Raw genomic sequence first — 18024 nt, 5'->3', positions numbered from 1 at the left:
ATGAAATTCGGAATCGATCTTGGAACAACATATTCATGCGTGGCTTATATCAACGAGGATGGAAAGGCTGAGACCATCAGCAATTCCGAGGGAAAAAAGACTACGCCTTCCGTTATCTTTTTTGACTCAGAGACATCTCAGCTTGTAGGTGATGAGGCTAAGGAATACGCCCTTGCCAATCCTGAGAAATCCGTGTCCTTCATCAAGAGAGAGATGGGAGTTAAGGATTATAAGAGAGAGATCTTCGGAAAGGAATACAGACCTGAGGAACTTTCAGCCAAGATCCTTAAGAAGCTGGTCCAGGATGCCAACAGAGCGCTCCATGAGCAGAAGGTGATTCCGGAGGATGAGGAAGTTAATCAGGTAGTTATCACCTGCCCTGCATACTTCGGAATGGCTGAGAAGGATGCTACAAAGAATGCAGGCGAGATCGCAGGCCTTGAAGTGCTTGATATCATCAACGAGCCCACAGCTGCAGCTATCTACTACGGACAGCACGAAGGGGATAACGGAGCCAAGAGAGTTCTTGTTTATGACCTTGGCGGCGGAACCTTCGATATCACCGTAATGGACATTGACGGAAACAACGTAAGCGTTGTATGTACCGGCGGTGACAAGTTCCTTGGCGGTAAGGACTGGGATGAAGCTACTGTAAAGCTTCTTCTTGAGAAGTGGCAGGATGACAACGACAGCGATGAAGATATCACAACAGTCCTTGAGACAAAGGCTGCAATGATGGGAGCTGCCGAGAAGGCCAAGATCCAGCTCACCAGCAAAGAGGATGCCCGCATCAACTTCATGCATCAGGGCACTTCCTATAGAAGTAAAGAGCCTCTCACAAGAGCAGAATTCGATAAGGCTACTGAGGGTCTTCTCCTTAAGACCATCGAGATGACTGACCTTTGCATGGAGGACATGAGAAAGAAGGACAGCAGACCTATTGATGAGATCCTTCTTGTAGGCGGATCAACCTACATGCCTCAGATCAAGGCCAAGCTTCAGGAGAAGTACGGACTTCCCGTATCCGCATGGGAACCCAATGAGGCTGTAGCAAAGGGAGCTGCTATCTATGCTTCCACTCTTACCGTAAAGAAAGACGAGACAGGAAAGATTGTCAGCGGAGCCACAGAAGGCAAGCTTAACATCACCAATGTTTCCAGCAGATCTTACGGAATAAATGCCATCAGCGGTGATAAGGAGATCATTGCAAACTTCATCCTTCACAACGATGAGCTTCCCAAGACTGTTGAGCAGGTTTTCGGAATCTACTCCGATAACACCAGATCTCTGCCTCTTGATCTTTATGAGACAACATCAAGCGAGATGACAATAGATGATCCTGCACAGGTACAGGAGATCCTGAAGAAGCCTGTAAAGAGCTATACCATGAATATCGATGGTGTACTTAACAGAGAGGACCATCTGGTTGTAAAGATCACCATAGAGAATAACGGTCTTCTGACCCTTGAGGCCGAGGATTCCAAATATCACAAGAAGGCTTCTTTCTCCTATGACACCAGCACCGGCGGAATGGGCGAGGATGAACTTCGCATAGCTAAGGCTTCAGAGAGTAAATCTACTGTTGAATAATGGAGGTTGACGTGAGTACGTACACAAACACAATCGGCATCGATGACATGGCCCAGGCCAGTGGATTTTGCGATGTCAGCAAATCCAGAAAAGGATGCAACGGAATAGACAAAAAGACTCTGGTAGATAAGGTTCAGAGTCTCAAGCAGTCCCTGGGAGCCATGGACTCAGAGAACAGAGAAAAGACAGAGCATACCATAAGTGTTTGCGAATCGATCATTGCAGGTATGAGCAGCGGAACAATGCCCAAGGATATGGTCAGGGAAGATGATCTCAAGGCATTGACAGCTTCCATCAGACATGCGGTTGAGAATAACGCTGACCTTCAGGGAAAGAGCCCGGAAGAGATTGTAGATTTCTTCTTTGACAGAAAGAATGCCAAGGGCGATATCAAAAATGCAAGGCTGATCTTTGCTGAGAGTGACATTAAAGAGTTTGTGGCCTCTCCCGGAAAAGATGATTCGGTAACCTACCACAGAGTCAATCCTTTTCCCAAAGAAATGATCAATCTTATAGAAAACAGCAGCTACGCTTCGAACAGCGTAAAGGATGCAAGACGTGCCCTTATTGATGAACTTCTTGAGCAGTACACCACTAACTCTTTTTCCGATCTTAAGAATAATGTGGGTACGATCTCCAAGCAGGCAACCCAGAGTCGTCAGGCCAATAGTTCAAGAAAAGCTCTGGACTCTGCCACAGGAGTTGCAAAGGAACTCATCGAAAAGGTGGAGACAGGGTATGCTTCACTTTTATCGGACAGGGATGCATTCAAAGCCTTTTTCCTTCTCTTTCAGTACCCCGAGATCCTGCTGCGTGAAGGCGCCGGCAAGGACGATATTTCGGCCGGTATGTTCTTCGGAAAGGCTGACGGCATAAGAAAATATCTTGGCATCAACTTTAACGATGCATGCGTGATCCTTGCTGATGTCCTTCCTTACCTGGGATATGGAATTGATGAAGAAGTGTACGAAGGAGCTTTAGGAGGCGGAAATTCCGGAGCTTCAACATCCTCAAACGCCGGCCAGGAGAATAATTTCAACTGGGGAACCGCTTTCGAGAATGATGATACTCTCAGCAGGATCTACTGGGAGGAGATCAAAGATTGCACTGATACGATCCAGCAGGAAGATCTGGTGACAAAGCTGCTCCTGTGCTGCACTGTAATGGAAAAGAACATCCCGGCTCTCAAAGAATTTAAGTCCGACGTTTTCTCTAAGGATTTTAAGCGGTTCTTTGTCCTGAACTACGGAACCAACGAGGTATTTGAGGGCGCCTGCAATATATACAACAGGCTTATGAAACTGGAGCCGCGCAACAATCCGTTTTATAATCGCAATGATACAGCCGAATTATGTGAGCTTTACGAAAAGGTTGTAAGTTTGAAGCCGATTATAACACGTTACAGAGACGAGTATTCCTCACAGGATATGCTTGCTGAGATAGCGTGGAAAATCCGCATTGTCAATTGGGCAGATAAGCTTAAACTGGCATGGCTTGCGGGAACAGCAATATTGTCGATTCTGTACATCTTTAAGTGATTGGAGCGGTAAAATGGTTGGAGAAAAAATAAACATAACTGATCTTAATATTGAGTATCTTTCCCAGCTGGAGGATGGAAAGCTTAATGATCTGTACAACACAGCAAGGAAAGAGTGCACCTCATTAAAGGGAAAGATTACCATTGATAATATTCGTGATCTTTCAGCAACTGATATCTGGAATGCCAGAAAACTCTATGGAGTAATTGCATTCTTCCTGTTCTTCCTGGGGGCAACGGTATATAGCCTTGGTTTTATCCTCGGCTCTGTGAAGGGACCTCATCCGGTACTTCAGGTACCTGTCATGGCGCTGTCGTATGTGGTGCAGGTGGCATTTTTCATGTTCTGGATCTGGCTCACCTGGTACAAGATCATAAAGGAAAAATTGGATTGTTTCGGAAGCGCTATTGTATGGTGGATTGGTGATTTCCTTGCCATCATTATGGCCGTTTCCGCGTTATTCCGTTTTTCGGGCGGAGCCACATTGTTCAAAAATGAGACTCTTTCATTCCCGATCTACCTTCTGACATTTTTGGGCGGATTGGCATTAGTGGCAGCTATCTACTTTGCATGGAGGATATTCCAGGTTAAGACGATCATCGGAATAGGTAAAAAGAAACAGCAATAAAGCGAAGGATAGCGGCTGTATATAGTAAAAAAGCGAAGCAGGAGACGAAGAGCTCCTGCTTCTTTTTGCGTGTTCATAAAACTTTTTGCCTGTCGCAGGCGTATTACTTATGAATAGAAATAGCAAGGAGGATGAACATATGGGAAGCATAAACAGAATATCAACAATTGAAGTCGAGAGCGCAAACGGAACAAGAGAGATCAGTCTTTATACAAGGCATCTCATGAACAGAAAAGTCTTTCTTACGGGGGAGATAACTGATGAAAGCGCAATTGAGATCGTATCTCAGCTTATGTTTCTGCAGGATGAATCTGATGAAGAAATTTCTTTATATATCAATAGTCCCGGTGGAGCTGTTAATGCCGGTCTGATGATCATGGATGTTCTTGAGGGCATGAAGTTGCCTGTAAACATGTACTGCATCGGAATGGCAGCCAGCATGGCTGCTGTTATCCTGGCCAGCGGCAAGAAAGGTCACAGATACATACTTCCCCATTCGGAGGTAATGATCCACGAACCGCTCCTTAGCGGCGGGACAGGGGGCTCCGCCACTTCCATCAAGAGAAAGGCGGAATCGATCCTTGAAACCAAGGACATATTAAACAGGATCCTGTCAAAGCACACAGGAAAAACAGTGCGGGAAATCGATGAAGCTACGGCTTACGACAACTACATGAATGCCAAAGAATGCGTCGATTTCGGCATCTGCGACAAGATAGTCAAGACGATTTTTTAATCCGGTTTTTCATGACTTAATGATACAGGGCTATATAAAGAATATTAACACACCATTTGTACAATAAGTATATAAAAACTTTCTGATATGGAAAGTGGTTAGTGGTGAAATTTTGCCGGAGCAGGGTGAAATAATACTATCAGCTCTCTATATCGTAATTAGTATTACCTTGATGGCTCTTTTCCCTGGATTTTAGTGGTTTTCCATGGCGGCGGTAATACTACTGCGCGTATATGACCCATATAGTATTACTTTTGTAATACCAAACAGCCAATTATTAACGGCATGGTATTATTTCTGCTTTCTCTTACATGCAACGCAAGCATATTCATAATATGATAAGATTATTTTTGGATAAGTTAGAAGTGCGATTATCTGTGTGAAATTGAGGTTCCGTCAAAAGTGGCTTTGCCGGATGATAAGCGTGTTTGATTTAATCAGACGGAATCTGTGTAAACTACGTGCAAGTATGTAAAGCGATGGTGTTTAAATGGACTATATTGTTAATATCAACGGAATAGATGTGCATGCACACTACAGCCAGGATGCTGTCGAAGGGATTTTCAAGCCGCTGATCATGAAGCTTGTTCAAATGCGAAAGGCCAAGGGCTCCCGCCTTCTTGTTATGCTGGCGGCGCCTCCCGGTGCGGGGAAGAGCACTATGGTAAGCTTCCTGGAGCATCTGGGAAAAGAGCTATCTCCAGAATATAAGGTTCAGGCTATCGGAATGGACGGATTTCACAGACGCCAGGAATATCTGACAACCCACACCATGATTGTAGAGGGAAAAGAGATATCGATGGTGGAAGTCAAGGGCTGCCCCGAGACTTTTGATCTGGATAAGCTAAGGGACAGCATTGTAGGCGTTATGAACGGCAGTGTCACGACCTGGCCTTCCTATGACAGGCACCTTCACAATCCGGTGGAGGATGCGATAAGAATCGATGCAGACATTCTGTTGCTGGAGGGCAATTATCTTCTTCTTGATGAGCCCGGCTGGGACAGCCTTTCTGACCTTGCGGATTACACTGTATCAATATCCGCAGATCCTAAGATGCTAAGAAAGCGCCTTGTTGACCGCAAAGAGAAGAGCGGTAACTCCAGGCAGAAGGCAGAGCAGTTCGTTGATTTCAGCGACATGCGCAATGTGAGGCTGTGTCTTGCCAGAACTAGAAAAGCAGACCTTGAGCTGGTGCTTAATGAAGACGACAGCTACAGCGTAAGATAGGAAGATTTCTCTCTTAAAAAACTCCCCGCCATTCGATATAATATCTTTAGTAAAGGAGGGTTCCTATGAAGAATGTTACTCTCGGACGCACCGGCATATGCGTCCCTCAAAATGGGTTCGGAGCGTTACCTATTCAGAGAGATTCTCTGGATGAGTCTGTAAAGATATTGAGAAAGGCCTACGAAGGCGGCATGCGCTTTTTTGATACCGCAAGAGCTTACACCGACAGCGAGGAGAAGGTAGGCGCAGCCTTCGGAGACGGCTATGTGAAAAGAGATGAAATAATCATCGCAACCAAGACCGGCGCCAAGACTCCGGAGGAATTCTGGCAGCACCTTGAGACTTCCCTGAAGCTTCTCAAGACTGATTACATCGACATCTATCAGTTCCACCTCATGGGACAGTGCTGGAAGCCCGGGGACGGAACCGGCATGTACGAGTGCATGCTTAAGGCAAAAGAGATGGGTAAGATCCGCCACATCGGCGGCACAGCCCACAAGATCGGCGTTGCCAGAGAGATAGTGGAGAGCGGACTCTACGAGACCCTCCAGTATCCTTTCAGTTACCTGGCTTCCGACGAGGAGAAAGAGCTTGTTAAACTCTGCAACGAGAAGAATGTTGGTTTCATCTGCATGAAGGGCCTTGCGGGCGGACTTATCACCAACTCCAAAGCGGCCATGGCTTTCATCAGTCAGTACGACGGCGCAGTTCCCATCTGGGGAATCCAGCGTGAGAAGGAACTGGACGAGTGGCTCGCATTCATGGATGAGACCCCTGCTTATGACGACGAGATTGAAGCTTTTATAGAATCCGAGAGAAAAGAGCTGATGGGTAATTTCTGCCGCGGCTGCGGATACTGCATGCCTTGTACCGTTGGCATTCAGATTAATCAGTGTAACCGCATGACTTTGATGCTTCGTCGTGCGCCCAGCGACAGCTGGCTTTCCGAGCACTGGCAGGCAGAGATGGAGAAGATCGAGCATTGCATAGGGTGCGGCGCGTGTCTTTCCAAGTGCCCCTATGAACTTGATATACCTACACTGCTTCGCAAGAACCTGGAGGACTACAGAGAGGTTCTTGCCGGCAATCGCAGTGTGAAATGATCGCAGTGTAACAGAAATCCTTTCCGACACGGAGTCGGTGAGAGGAGTTCATATGAAAGGAGTTCCTATGAAAGTTTTGCAACTTGTTAGCGCTGACTTTGAAGACCTTGAACTGTGGTGCCCCGTGATGCGCCTCAGAGAAGAAGGCATTCAGGTGGACCTGGTGGCCGAGAAGCCCGGCAAGTACATCGGCAAGTACGGTGTGCCCTGCGAAGTAGCTATGTCTTTTGACCGGATCGACCCTAAGGACTACGACGGCGTGCTGGTTCCCGGCGGATGGGCTCCGGACAAGCTCCGCAGATTTCCAAAGGTGCTTGAGATCGTAAAGAGCATGAACGACGACGGCAAGCTCATCGGTGAGATCTGCCACGCAGGATGGGTGCTGATCTCCGCGGATGTTCTTCGCGGGCGCAAAGTTACCAGCACTCCCGGTATCAGGGACGACATGACAAACGCAGGTGCGACCTGGATTGACGAGGCGGTGGTTGTTGACGGCAACATCATTTCCGCAAGGCGCCCGCCGGATATCCCGGAGTACTCAAGAGAACTGGTAAGGTTCCTGAAATGCCGCTGAGACTGTCAACTTACCTCAAAAGAGAATATGGGGAAAAGATATATCGGCTCTCGCTTTCCTCCGGGTGCGGCTGTCCCAACAGGGACGGCACCACAGGGGATTACGGGGGCTGCTCTTTTTGCTCTGAAGGCGGTTCCGGGGAGTTTGCGTCGGCGCCCGGCGACATCGGCGCGCAGATAGAGAGCGCCAAAGCTTTGATCCGTAGCAAGACAGATGCGGGCAAGTTCATCGCATACTTCCAGTCCTACACCAACACCTACGGAGATCCCGTCAGATTAGAAGCATTGTATAAAGAAGCTATAGAGCGCGACGACATCGTGGCTCTGTCCCTCGGAACCCGCCCGGACTGCCTGGGGCCTGATATCCTAAAAATGCTCAGGGAACTAAACAGCATCAAACCTGTCTGGATCGAGCTGGGACTTCAGACCATCCACGACGAGACCGCAAGGCACTTTCGACGGGGGTACGACCTTCCCGTGTTCGAGGAGGCCTACCGGAACCTTAAGGCCCTTGGCATCACGGTTATTGTCCACGTGATCTTCGGCCTCCCGGGAGAATCCCCCGAGGACATGCTGGATACAGTGCGCTATCTTGCGAATCTTGACCCGCCACTCGACGGCATCAAGATCCAGAACCTTCAAATATTAAAGGGAACTGACATGTACCGCGAATGGTCTCAGTGCGCCTTCCACATCATGACCATGGAGGAATACACAGACCTGGTGGCGGAAGCGATAGCTCTTTTGCCCGAAAAGACCGTGGTGCACCGGATGCAGGGCGACGGCCCGCGAAGACTCCTTGTGGCGCCGCTGTGGAGCCTAGATAAGAAGCGGGTTCTCAATATGCTGACCCGCAAGACGAAAGGATTATTGGAGTGAAGTATCAGAACATTACCGAAGCCAAATTCATATCCCGCCCCAACAGATTCATCGCCAAAGTTCTTCTTGAGGGAAAAGAGCTGTCGGTTCACGTCAAGAACACCGGCAGATGCAGGGAACTTCTGATTCCCGGCTGCAGGGTGTACCTGGAGAAGGCTGCCAATCCCGAGCGCAAGACGCCTTATGACCTGGTGGCTGTCGAGAAGGATGGCAGGATCATCAATATCGATTCCCAGGCGCCAAACGTTGTGGTGAAGGAGTGGCTTTTGGATTCCGGCAGATACGAAGTGGTGAAGCCCGAGTACAAGTTCGGCGATTCCAGGATCGATTTTTATATGGAAAAAGACGGAGTGAAGTACCTGATGGAAGTGAAGGGATGCACGCTGTTTGTGGATGGTGTGGGGTATTTTCCTGATGCGCCGACCCAGCGGGGCGCCAAGCACCTTCGGGAACTGGCGGGAGCTGTAGCTCAGGGCTACAAGACGGCCGTCGCATTCGTTATCCAGGGGGAAGGCATAAGTGAGGTGCGCCCTAACACCGCTACGGATCCTGATTTTGCTGCGGCCTTTGAAGACGCAAAATCGGCAGGAGTTGAAATTTTATTTTTGACCTGCAAGGTGACGAAAGACACTTTAGTGGTGGATGCTCCCATGTGACCACAATATATTGAATTTTATTAAAAAAATATTAAAAAAGTTTGAACAAATTGGTACAGACGGGCACTGGGTTTGCGGTTTAAGTGCCCGTGAAACATTGATAAATACAGGCTTGAGAGTGTGAAACATAATCCCAGTTTCCTATTGACATGGCGTACGAAATTTAGTTAAAATTAGCTTTGTCACTGCCCTTTTGGGAGAAGGCGCAGTATGGGAAATGTGAAGGGAGAAAAATGTTATGAAACGTGCAACAAGGAGAGTTTTTGCCTTGATGACGGCATTTCTGATTGTTTTTTCTACAGCATTCGGGAATGCTTCTTTTAATGTCAGGGCAGAAGAAAACGTAGTAACTATCGCTACGGCCAATGTTACCGGTGATAAAACTAACGGATACACCGAGAACATCGATGGCTTGTCTATCAGCGTCGAAAACGCTTCGATGGCAGCCAGTGGCGGAAATGGTTTCAATGCGGAAAAGTGGGCTTCCGGTGAGTGGCACATTACTTTTGATGGTAGTGGTTATACCGGACTTACATTTAGCTGCAAGATGAGATCATCCAGTACCGGTCCTGCTAACTTTACTGTTGTAAGTAAGGACGGAGACGGAAATGCCAGTGAGAGTGTGTCGATTGATAAACTGTCCACTAGCTCTGCAAATCGATCATTCAGTCTTATTGACGGTGCAACAGAAGTTATCATTGCACAGAATGGCGATGAAAGCGTAAAGGGCGAAACTGTCAAGGACGGCGGTACTTCATCCATTAACAACATTGTTATTACTGGTACCAAGTCTGAAGGTGATTCAGAAGGCGGAGAGAATGAACCCGTTGATCCTGAGAAGGAACAGTGTGCTGCAGTTGTTGCTGATCCTGTAGCTGGAGAAGTTGAGAAGGATACTGTTGTTACTCTTTCATGCGCTACAGAAGGCGCAACAATTTACTATAACCTTGGCGGAGACGGATTCTCTGAGTATACAGAGGAGACTGAGATCAAGGTTACTGAGGATACAACTGTTACCGCATATGCTTCTTTAGAAGGATTTGATGACAGTGAGAAGGTTTCCTTTAAATATACTGTGAAGACAGGTGAGACCGAGGAGCCTGTAGGAGAGCTTGGAGCAGCATCAAAGGTTCAGAAGCTTTCTCAGATTGAGAATGGTACTCCTTTTGTTATTGTTTATAGCAGCAAAGCTGTTATGACATCAACAGTTAGCGGCAACAATCTGATGGCTGTTGAGGCAAATATTAGTAATGGTCATATCTCTTTAGAGAGAAATGAGAGAGTTAACGGTAAGCTCGTTGACTCAATTGCTCTTTTGTCTCTTGTTAAAGTTGAGGGTTCAGATAACTACAATATTAAGACAGAAGATAACAAGTATCTTACTGTAAGCGGTAAGAATCTTACTTTTACAGATAAGGCTGATGACAACGCAGTATGGGAAATTGTTGAAGATGGTGGTTTCCGTCTCAACAGTGTAAATGGTAAAAAGTCTCTTCAATACTATGCGAATGGGTCAGCGTTCTCTGCATATGATTATAAAGAAAAGAATAAGAGTATTTATACTTTCGATTTTTATACAATGCCTGAAATAAAAGAGGTTGTTGAGCCTGAAATAACAAACCGGGTTAATTATACTGATCTTAAAGATGGCGATTCAGTTATCATGGTTATTGATAACAAGGCTATGACAGCAACCTTTGGCGGCGTTGATACAACAGTAGCTGAGGATGGAACACTTTCCGGAGAAGGCGCAGCTGTTCTTAGCTTTGTAAAGACAGATGACTATGTTACCTTCAAGTTCACAAATGATGAAGGGAAAGAGAAGTATCTTTCTGTTGTAACAACCTATGGAACTAAAGAAGATGGCACCAAAACTGTAACAAATGTTATGACTTTTGACGACACAATTACAGAAAGCGCAAAGTGGTATTTTGACACTTCCAAGAATGACGGTAATGTTTATCTTGGAAACAAGAATGCCGTTGATATAGATGGCAATCCTGTATTTGTCGAGTTTTTTAGCGGAGCATTTAAGCCTTATAAGCTTTCATATGGCGGAAGCATTTATGCAGTAAGCTTTTATACTGCCGAGGCAGAGGCTGCACCTACAGGTGAGACGAATGAGGACAAAGAGCTTAAGGATGGCGATATTGTAGCACTTTTCTGCCATGATAATGTTCTTACTTCAGAAGTTGTGAGCACAAACTACCTTAAAGGTGTTGAAGCTAAAATCGGCGAAGATGGAAATCTTAAAGTTCCTTCAGGTGCTGCGGTTTTAGGAGTTGAGTATTCTGAGGAAAAGAAAGCATATGCTTTCAAGGATCTTGATACAAACAAGTATTTTAGCGCAGCTTCAACCGGAGTGACTTTTGTTGAAACAAAGAATGACATGTCATACTGGACTCTCGAGAAAGTCGAGAATGCTGCAGGTTTCTACCTTAAGAATTGCGGACTTACAACAAAGAATTACCTCGAGTATTATGCAAGCAAGAAGAATTTCTCAATGTTCAACCTCTCAAAGGGTGATCCGCAGTTCATCGTTAGATTCTTCAATACCGAGAAGCCTGAGACAAGTGCCAATACTGTAGATATGGACACAGAGCTCAGTGTTGCTTCATGGGGCGGAAACGCTATTTATAATGAAGATGAGCATAGTGAGACAATTTTTGGTGACTTTATAGATACCAACGATATGCTTGATAAGGACGCTACTTTCATCGCTGTTGTTGACGGAGAGAAAACTCAACCTTACCTTACTTCAAAGGGTAAAACAGGTTCTACCAATTACTGCATGGGTGGTAAAGGCGTAGGATCAGGCGATAATGATTTCCTTCAGTTCAAGATGCACTATGGCGGATATGGAAAAGGTAAGATTTCTTTCAGACTTAAATCCAGCGGAACAGGTGCAGCGAAGTACCAGCTTCAGTATTCTGCTGATGGAAAGACATTTAGCAACTTTACAACAGGTACATATTCATATAGTTACACAATTTATGGTACCGGCGGAGTTCAGAAAGGCTCAGCGACCAAGACAGATGCTCCAATAACTGACGGTATCGCAAACGTAAGCCAGGCTTCTTATAGTAGCCAGTTTACAAGTTTTACCTTTGATATTCCTTCAGAGGCTGATAACAGCGAGTGGCTGTATATTAGACTTGTACCGGGAACAGAATCAGTAAAGAAAGACAGCGATGGTCAGAAGCTTGTTAAAGCTTCCGGAACATCTCGTATAGATTCTGTAGTAGTTACCGCTCACCCTGTTGTAATGAGTAACCTTTGTGGATACGTTAAGGCAACCCCCGATGCAGGTGAGGCTGACCTTGGAGCTAAACTTACACTGGAGTCAGCAACTGAAGGTGCTACAATTCACTATTCATTTGATGGCATTAACTTCAGTGATTATGATCCTGAGAACAAACCTGTTCTTGAGAAGCTTCCTGCTCTTTTGAGAGTTTATGCTACTAAGGATGGCCTTGAGAAGAGTATCACAACCAAGTATCGCTATACTCAGGCTAGGGTTTCAAATGTAATTGCTGATCCTAATGGTGGAGCAATCACTTCAACCCAGGCTATCAAGCTTGAGACCAAGACTGAGGGTGCCAAGATTTATTATGCTTATGTAAAAGAGACTTCTACAGAAACCCCCGCTCCTTCAACCGAGCCGTCAGAAGATGAGGAAGAGGAGTACTCAGGTGAGGATGAATTGGATACCTCTGCTGAGTATGAGTGGATAGAGTACACAGAGCCTTTTATCCCTAAAGAACTTCCTTGTGTTATCGCTGCAAAGGCTGAAAAGGAGGGATGCCTTGCCAGTGCTATAAGAACACTGAACTATAAGGCAAGACTTAAGGACAAGTATGATATTTACTTTGGACAAATTCATTCACATACCGAGTTCTCCGACGGAGCAGGTACTTGTGAGGAGGCTTTCCAGCATGCCCGTACTGTTGCAAACCTCGATTTCCTTGCAGTAACAGACCATTCAAATTCACTTGATAATGAGAAAGAATCAGATATTTCAACAAACATGCCGGGTGAATGGACGACCGGTCATGAACTTGCGAAGAAGTACACAGGAAAGAAGGACAATGGTCAGGACTTTACATGTCTGTACGGATATGAGATGACCTGGTCAAATGGACTGGGACATATGAATACCTATAATACACCTGGATTCCAGAGCAGAACCCAGGATGCGTATTCAACATATTCAACAGCACTTCAGGCCTACTATGCAGCTCTTAACAAAGAGCCTGATTCAATCAGTATGTTCAACCATCCCGGAACAACCTTCGGTGATTTCCAGGATTTTGCATACTATACAGAGGATAACGACAAACTGATCAACCTGATTGAGGTTGGTAATGGTGAGGGAGCTATCGGATCATCAGGATACTTCCCTTCATATGAGTACTACACAAGAGCTCTTGATAAGGGATGGCACGTAGCTCCCACAAATAACCAGGATAACCACAAGGGCCTTTGGGGAGATGCCAACACAGCAAGAACTGTAGTACTTGCTGATGAGAACACAGAGCTTGATATTTATGATGCGATGAGAAATCATCGTATGTATGCTACTGAGGATAACGACCTTAGAATCTATTACACACTAAACGGCAGTATTGTTGGATCAGAACTTGGCAGAAGTGCCGTTGAAAACAATGCACATATTGTTGTAGAGGCCAGTGACAAGACCGATGACTCAGTTGGTACTGTTCAGGTAATAGTAAATGGTGGTCTTGTTGCAGCTGAGGATACAATGTCCACAAATGATGGCACAGTAGAATTTGATATTGCGCCACAGTACTCTTATTACTACATTAAGGTTATTCAGAAGGACGGCGATATCGCTGTGACTGCTCCTGTATGGGTAGGTGATGTTGAGGCGTGTGGAATCAACAGCGTAACAACAAGCACTACTCTTGCTGTAAGAGGCGAGGAAATTGATATCAATGTTGAGTTCTATAACAACGAGAAGACTCCTCTTAAGGTTAATACAGTAGCTATTACAGTAACTGATGCTGAGGGTAAAGAGACACCAATCGCTGAGCTTTCAGGAGATGATATTAAATCTGTTGCTGAAATCGGCAAGAATAGTACAGCTACTCTGACATACAGATATACATATAATGGCGCCGGAAATGCTATTTATACAGTTAACGCAACATGTGATCTTGGCGGTGTTGAAAGAAAGTATATCGGTAAGCTGACAAAGAATTATGTTACATCCGAGATGGTAGGCGAAGTTGTTATCGATGGAAGCCATGGAAATGATTATGTGACCGGCTATTATGCTAACAACATGGGTAACTTTATAAAGATCTGCGCTGAGAACAGCCTCAGAGCAACTGTCGTGACTGAGGAGTTCACAGAGGATACTCTTAAGAATGCGCAGTTCCTGATTGTTTCAGCTCCTGCCAAGAAAACGGGAACTGCTAATGGCGTAAGCTATGAACCTTCTCATTACAGTGATAAGTTCCTTGCATTGGTCAAGGATTATGTAGCAAACGGTGGATCAGTGATTGTTTGCGGACTTGCTGATTACTCGGATACCACTGATGGACAGACTGCAACAGAGCAGAATAAGCTTCTTGAGGCAATCGGAGCTACAATCCGTATGGGCTCTGATGAGGTTTGCGATGACAAGAATAACGGCGGCTCGGTTTACAGATTGTATCCTACTAACGTTAATACAGAGGCTGACCTTCTTGCAGGATTTAAGTCTGGCCAGAAGTATAGCCAGTACTCAGGATGTTCTGTAGACATTTCAAATGCTAAAGCTACAGATTTTGTTAGCGCAGCTGAATGGCTGGTTAGAGGCTTTGACACAACATATTCCGTAGATTGTAAGGATGCTTCCGGAAAAGGTTACGGAAAAGATGATGTTCTGGAAAATGGTGTGAAAGGCAAGAAGAACGATAACGAAGGCGACGTAACATTCCTTGCTCGTCAGAAGACAAAAGCAGGTGGAGAGATAATTGTTGCAGGTGGCGTGTTCTTATCAGACTTCGAGGTTAAGGCAGAACTTGATAATAACGATTCACTTCCTTTTGTGAACTACACAATTGCAAATAACCTCATCGCAAAGAATGCGAAAGAAGTTGAGGTTTCAACTATTGCAGAGGCTCGTAAGGGCAAGACCGGTGATGTATTTGCAGTAGAAGGATATGTAACAGTAGGAACAGATAACAAGAACAATAAGTTCTTTGATACTATCTACATTCAGGATGAGACAGCCGGAATTGATATCTTCCCTTATGCGGAAGAGGGTCTTGCTATCGGCACAAAGGTAAGAATCCTTGGCTATGTTGCATCTTACCAGGGTGACCTGGAGCTTAAAGTCCTGAAGGCAACTGTGCTGAACGATGAGCACAAAGTTATCGAGCCCAAGGTTGTATCTACTAAGGATGCTATGGATTATGAAAATCTTGGTGGATCACTCCTTAAGACATCCGGTAAGGTTACAAGACTTGAGATTAAGAACGGTAAGCTTTCTGAGTTCTGGATTGCAGATGATACCGGAAAAGAAGCAGCAATCTTCATTGACGGATATATTTATTCTGCAACAACAGGTAAGAATGAGCTTGCAAGTGTAATGGCGGACGAAGACGGAGATCTTCTTGAGAATGTTTCAGCAACTGCAGTCGGCGTTCTCTATATGCATCCTGAAGGATCTGCTGATGAGAATGTTCCCGTATTCCGTGTAAGAAACTGCGATGAGATTGAGATCACAGTTGGAGAACAGACTACACCTAAGTGTGCTCCTGTTACAGCATCACTTGAGACCGGTGTGGTTGAGAAGAATGCAAAGGTTGCTCTTTCATGTGAGACAAGAGGAGCTAAGATCTTCTACAGCGTAAATGGCGATGAGTTTGTTGAATACACTAATCCCATTGTTGTATCAAAGGATATGACAATTAAGGCATATGCTGAGGCAAAGGGATACAGAAACAGCAAGACTTCAGAGTACAAGTATACAGTACAGAAGTGCTCTGATGTTGGAGTAACTCCTGCACCTACATCTAATGGAACTGAGAAGAATACTAAGATCACTCTTCTTTGCGATACCGAAGGTGCTGTGATAATGTATAGCATCAACGGTGGTGAGTATACAAAGTATACCGAAGAAATTACTGTATCAGAGAATATGACCATTCTGGCATATGCGACAGCAGAGGGTTATGCTGATAGTGATACAGCCAGATTCGTATACACTATCAAGACTGAGGATGAGCCTATTACACCTAATCCCGGAACAGGATCAGGCAGCGGCACAGGCACCGGCAGTGGCAGTGGCTCAGGCTCAGGTAGCGGAAGCGGTTCAGGTTCAGGCAGCACAGGAAGCGGTTCAGGCAGTGGCTCAACCGGCAGCGGAAGCAGCTCAGGTTCAACCGGCAGCAACACAGGTTCTAACACCGGTTCAAATGCTGGCACAACAACCGGCAGCACAACAGGTACAGGCGCAAACGCAGGTACTGCAACCGGCACAACAACCGGCAGCACAACAGGTACAAGCACAAACGCAGGCACTGCAACCGGAACAACAACCGGAACAACCACAGGAAACACAACAGGTAACACTGCAGGAACAACAACCGGTACAACAACAGGCAATAATGCAGGTACCACAACAGGCAACACCACAGAGACAACAACTCCTGAGGCAACAACCATCGAAGAAGGTGAGACACCTCTTGCAGAGAACCCTGATGCAGCTTCAGAGGCTACAACCGAGGAAGCAGTAACAGAGTCAGGTGACACTACTTCTGAGAATGCAAATATCGAAGATCAGGAGACACCTACCACAGATAAGCCTGAGAGCAAGGGCCTGCCTGTAGCAGCAGTTGTTATACTTATCCTTGCAGCCATTGCCGCAGCAGGATTTGGTGTATTCAGATTCTTGAGATTTAGAAATGTTAAATAAGAGTTTTGACAAAAAAAGAATAATCATTAACACCCTTGTAGTAATTGTTTTTTCACTGGTAATGATCGGGGTGCTGTTCCTGGTAAACAGGGACAGACCCCGCTATACCACCACTTCCGATACCGGAGTGGAGTATGAGAATGCAAAGGTTCTCGCGGTGACAGAGGATAACTCTGTCATCGACGAGAAAACCGAGGGTGTCCTTAAAGGGAGCATGGAATTGAAGGTGAAGATCCTCACCGGAAGGTACAAGGGAGATGTATGCTTTGTTACCAACTATTTCAGCTCCCTTTATAACGTAGTAGTCAAAGAAGGCGATACAGTCTGCGTAAGAATAGACACCACCGGAGAAAACGTCTACAGCTGCAGCGTGTATAACTACAACAGAGTACCTCTTCTCATCGGACTTGTCCTGGTATTTTTCCTGAGCCTTGCCATCATAGGCGGAGTGCAGGGAATAAAGGCATTTGTTGGTCTTTTATACACCATCATCTGCATGTTCGGGATACTTCTCCCCCTGACCATCAAGGGCGTTCCCGCAATTCCTCTTACCTGCGCCATCATTCTTGTGACCAGCGCAGTATGTTTCTACTTAATAGGAGGAATCAGTAAAAAGACTGTGGCGGCAGCCCTGGGGTGCATGAGCGGTGTTCTTATCGCAGCGCTTCTTGGTCAGATAGCGGCAAATATCGGCGGTATCACTACTTTCCAGATGGATGAAGCGGAAGCACTTCTCCTTCTTAAGAGCACATCCAACCTTAAGATGAGAGGTCTTTTTACCAGCGGAATACTGATCGCAGCCATGGGTGCGGTTATGGATATCACAATGTCCATCTCATCCGCCCTTGAAGAAGTCCACATCGCTGATCCTTCCAAGGATGTGAAGGGCCTTATAAAGTCCGGCCTCAACATCGGAAGAGACGCCATGGGAACTATGGCCAACACACTGGTTCTTGCTTATGTGGGAAGTGCGCTGAATATGTGCGTCCTGATCTATTCATACGGAGTCGGCTGGCGTCAGCTTCTTTGCACGGATTTCGTTGCTATCGAAATTATCCGTGCCGTAGCAGGCAGCGTTGGAATCATATGCGCTGTACCCTGTGTATCGGCCTTTGCGGCGCTTCTTTATACTTCAAAAAAGTCCTGACACGTAGCTATAAGTGGAA

General features: G+C 45.8%; 11 protein-coding genes. All 11 read left to right on the top strand.

Translation table 11 applies throughout. The features are described 5' to 3' along the window. Complete coding sequence (locus tag T456_RS20580) at positions 1 to 1590, top strand: Hsp70 family protein (protein ID WP_051465047.1); 1590 nt, start codon at positions 1 to 3, stop codon at positions 1588 to 1590. Between the two features lie 11 nt (positions 1591 to 1601). Next, entirely contained in the window at positions 1602 to 3128 is a 1527-nt protein-coding gene (locus T456_RS0117100) for a hypothetical protein (RefSeq protein ID WP_155838128.1), read from the top strand. A gap of 13 nt (positions 3129 to 3141) precedes the next feature. Beyond that, positions 3142 to 3756, top strand: a complete 615-nt coding sequence (locus tag T456_RS0117095) for a hypothetical protein (RefSeq protein WP_024867225.1) — start codon at positions 3142 to 3144, stop codon at positions 3754 to 3756. 139 nt (positions 3757 to 3895) lie between these two features. Beyond that, positions 3896 to 4492, top strand: coding sequence for a ClpP family protease (locus T456_RS0117090; RefSeq protein ID WP_024867224.1), 597 nt, complete (start codon positions 3896 to 3898; stop codon positions 4490 to 4492). Positions 4493 to 4982: 490 nt separating this feature from the next. Next, positions 4983 to 5720, top strand: coding sequence for a nucleoside/nucleotide kinase family protein (locus T456_RS0117085; protein WP_024867223.1), 738 nt, complete (start codon positions 4983 to 4985; stop codon positions 5718 to 5720). Between the two features lie 65 nt (positions 5721 to 5785). Next, positions 5786 to 6823 carry an aldo/keto reductase gene (locus T456_RS0117080; RefSeq protein WP_024867222.1) on the top strand — a complete coding sequence of 346 codons (1038 nt, stop codon included), beginning with the start codon at positions 5786 to 5788 and terminating at the stop codon, positions 6821 to 6823. Positions 6824 to 6890: 67 nt separating this feature from the next. Beyond that, positions 6891 to 7397: a type 1 glutamine amidotransferase domain-containing protein gene (locus tag T456_RS0117075; protein ID WP_242836007.1), complete on the top strand. Its 507-nt coding sequence runs from the start codon at positions 6891 to 6893 to the stop codon at positions 7395 to 7397. After that, entirely contained in the window at positions 7388 to 8275 is an 888-nt protein-coding gene (locus T456_RS0117070) for a TIGR01212 family radical SAM protein (RefSeq protein WP_024867220.1), read from the top strand. The genes T456_RS0117075 and T456_RS0117070 overlap by 10 nt, the downstream gene beginning before the upstream one ends. After that, on the top strand, positions 8272 to 8931 hold the full coding sequence (gene sfsA / locus T456_RS0117065) for a DNA/RNA nuclease SfsA (RefSeq protein WP_024867219.1): 660 nt from the start codon (positions 8272 to 8274) through the stop codon (positions 8929 to 8931). The genes T456_RS0117070 and sfsA overlap by 4 nt, the downstream gene beginning before the upstream one ends. A 238-nt stretch (positions 8932 to 9169) precedes the next feature. After that, complete coding sequence (locus tag T456_RS21670) at positions 9170 to 16858, top strand: CehA/McbA family metallohydrolase (RefSeq protein WP_024867218.1); 7689 nt, start codon at positions 9170 to 9172, stop codon at positions 16856 to 16858. Then, complete coding sequence (locus T456_RS0117055) at positions 16848 to 18005, top strand: YibE/F family protein (RefSeq protein ID WP_024867217.1); 1158 nt, start codon at positions 16848 to 16850, stop codon at positions 18003 to 18005. Before T456_RS21670 ends, T456_RS0117055 begins: the two co-directional genes overlap by 11 nt. The last annotated feature ends 19 nt before the right edge of the window (positions 18006 to 18024 follow it).

The sequence above is a fragment of the Butyrivibrio sp. FCS014 genome (genome assembly GCF_000526935.1).
In the GTDB taxonomy this organism is placed as follows: Bacteria; Bacillota; Clostridia; order Lachnospirales; family Lachnospiraceae; genus Butyrivibrio.
This window is presented reverse-complemented; position numbering and strand designations above follow the sequence as displayed.

What these genes read in the sequence shown, in the direction of transcription:
- T456_RS0117070 (WP_024867220.1), top strand. Translation starts at nt 7,388, where the DNA reads ATGCCGCTGAGACTGTCAACTTACCTCAAAAGAGAATATGGGGAAAAG.
- T456_RS0117075 (WP_242836007.1), top strand. Translation starts at nt 6,891, where the DNA reads ATGAAAGTTTTGCAACTTGTTAGCGCTGACTTTGAAGACCTTGAACTG.
- T456_RS0117090 (WP_024867224.1), top strand. Translation starts at nt 3,896, where the DNA reads ATGGGAAGCATAAACAGAATATCAACAATTGAAGTCGAGAGCGCAAAC.
- T456_RS0117095 (WP_024867225.1), top strand. Translation starts at nt 3,142, where the DNA reads ATGGTTGGAGAAAAAATAAACATAACTGATCTTAATATTGAGTATCTT.
- T456_RS20580 (WP_051465047.1), top strand. Translation starts at nt 1, where the DNA reads ATGAAATTCGGAATCGATCTTGGAACAACATATTCATGCGTGGCTTAT.
- T456_RS0117085 (WP_024867223.1), top strand. Translation starts at nt 4,983, where the DNA reads ATGGACTATATTGTTAATATCAACGGAATAGATGTGCATGCACACTAC.
- T456_RS21670 (WP_024867218.1), top strand. Translation starts at nt 9,170, where the DNA reads ATGAAACGTGCAACAAGGAGAGTTTTTGCCTTGATGACGGCATTTCTG.
- T456_RS0117055 (WP_024867217.1), top strand. Translation starts at nt 16,848, where the DNA reads ATGTTAAATAAGAGTTTTGACAAAAAAAGAATAATCATTAACACCCTT.
- T456_RS0117080 (WP_024867222.1), top strand. Translation starts at nt 5,786, where the DNA reads ATGAAGAATGTTACTCTCGGACGCACCGGCATATGCGTCCCTCAAAAT.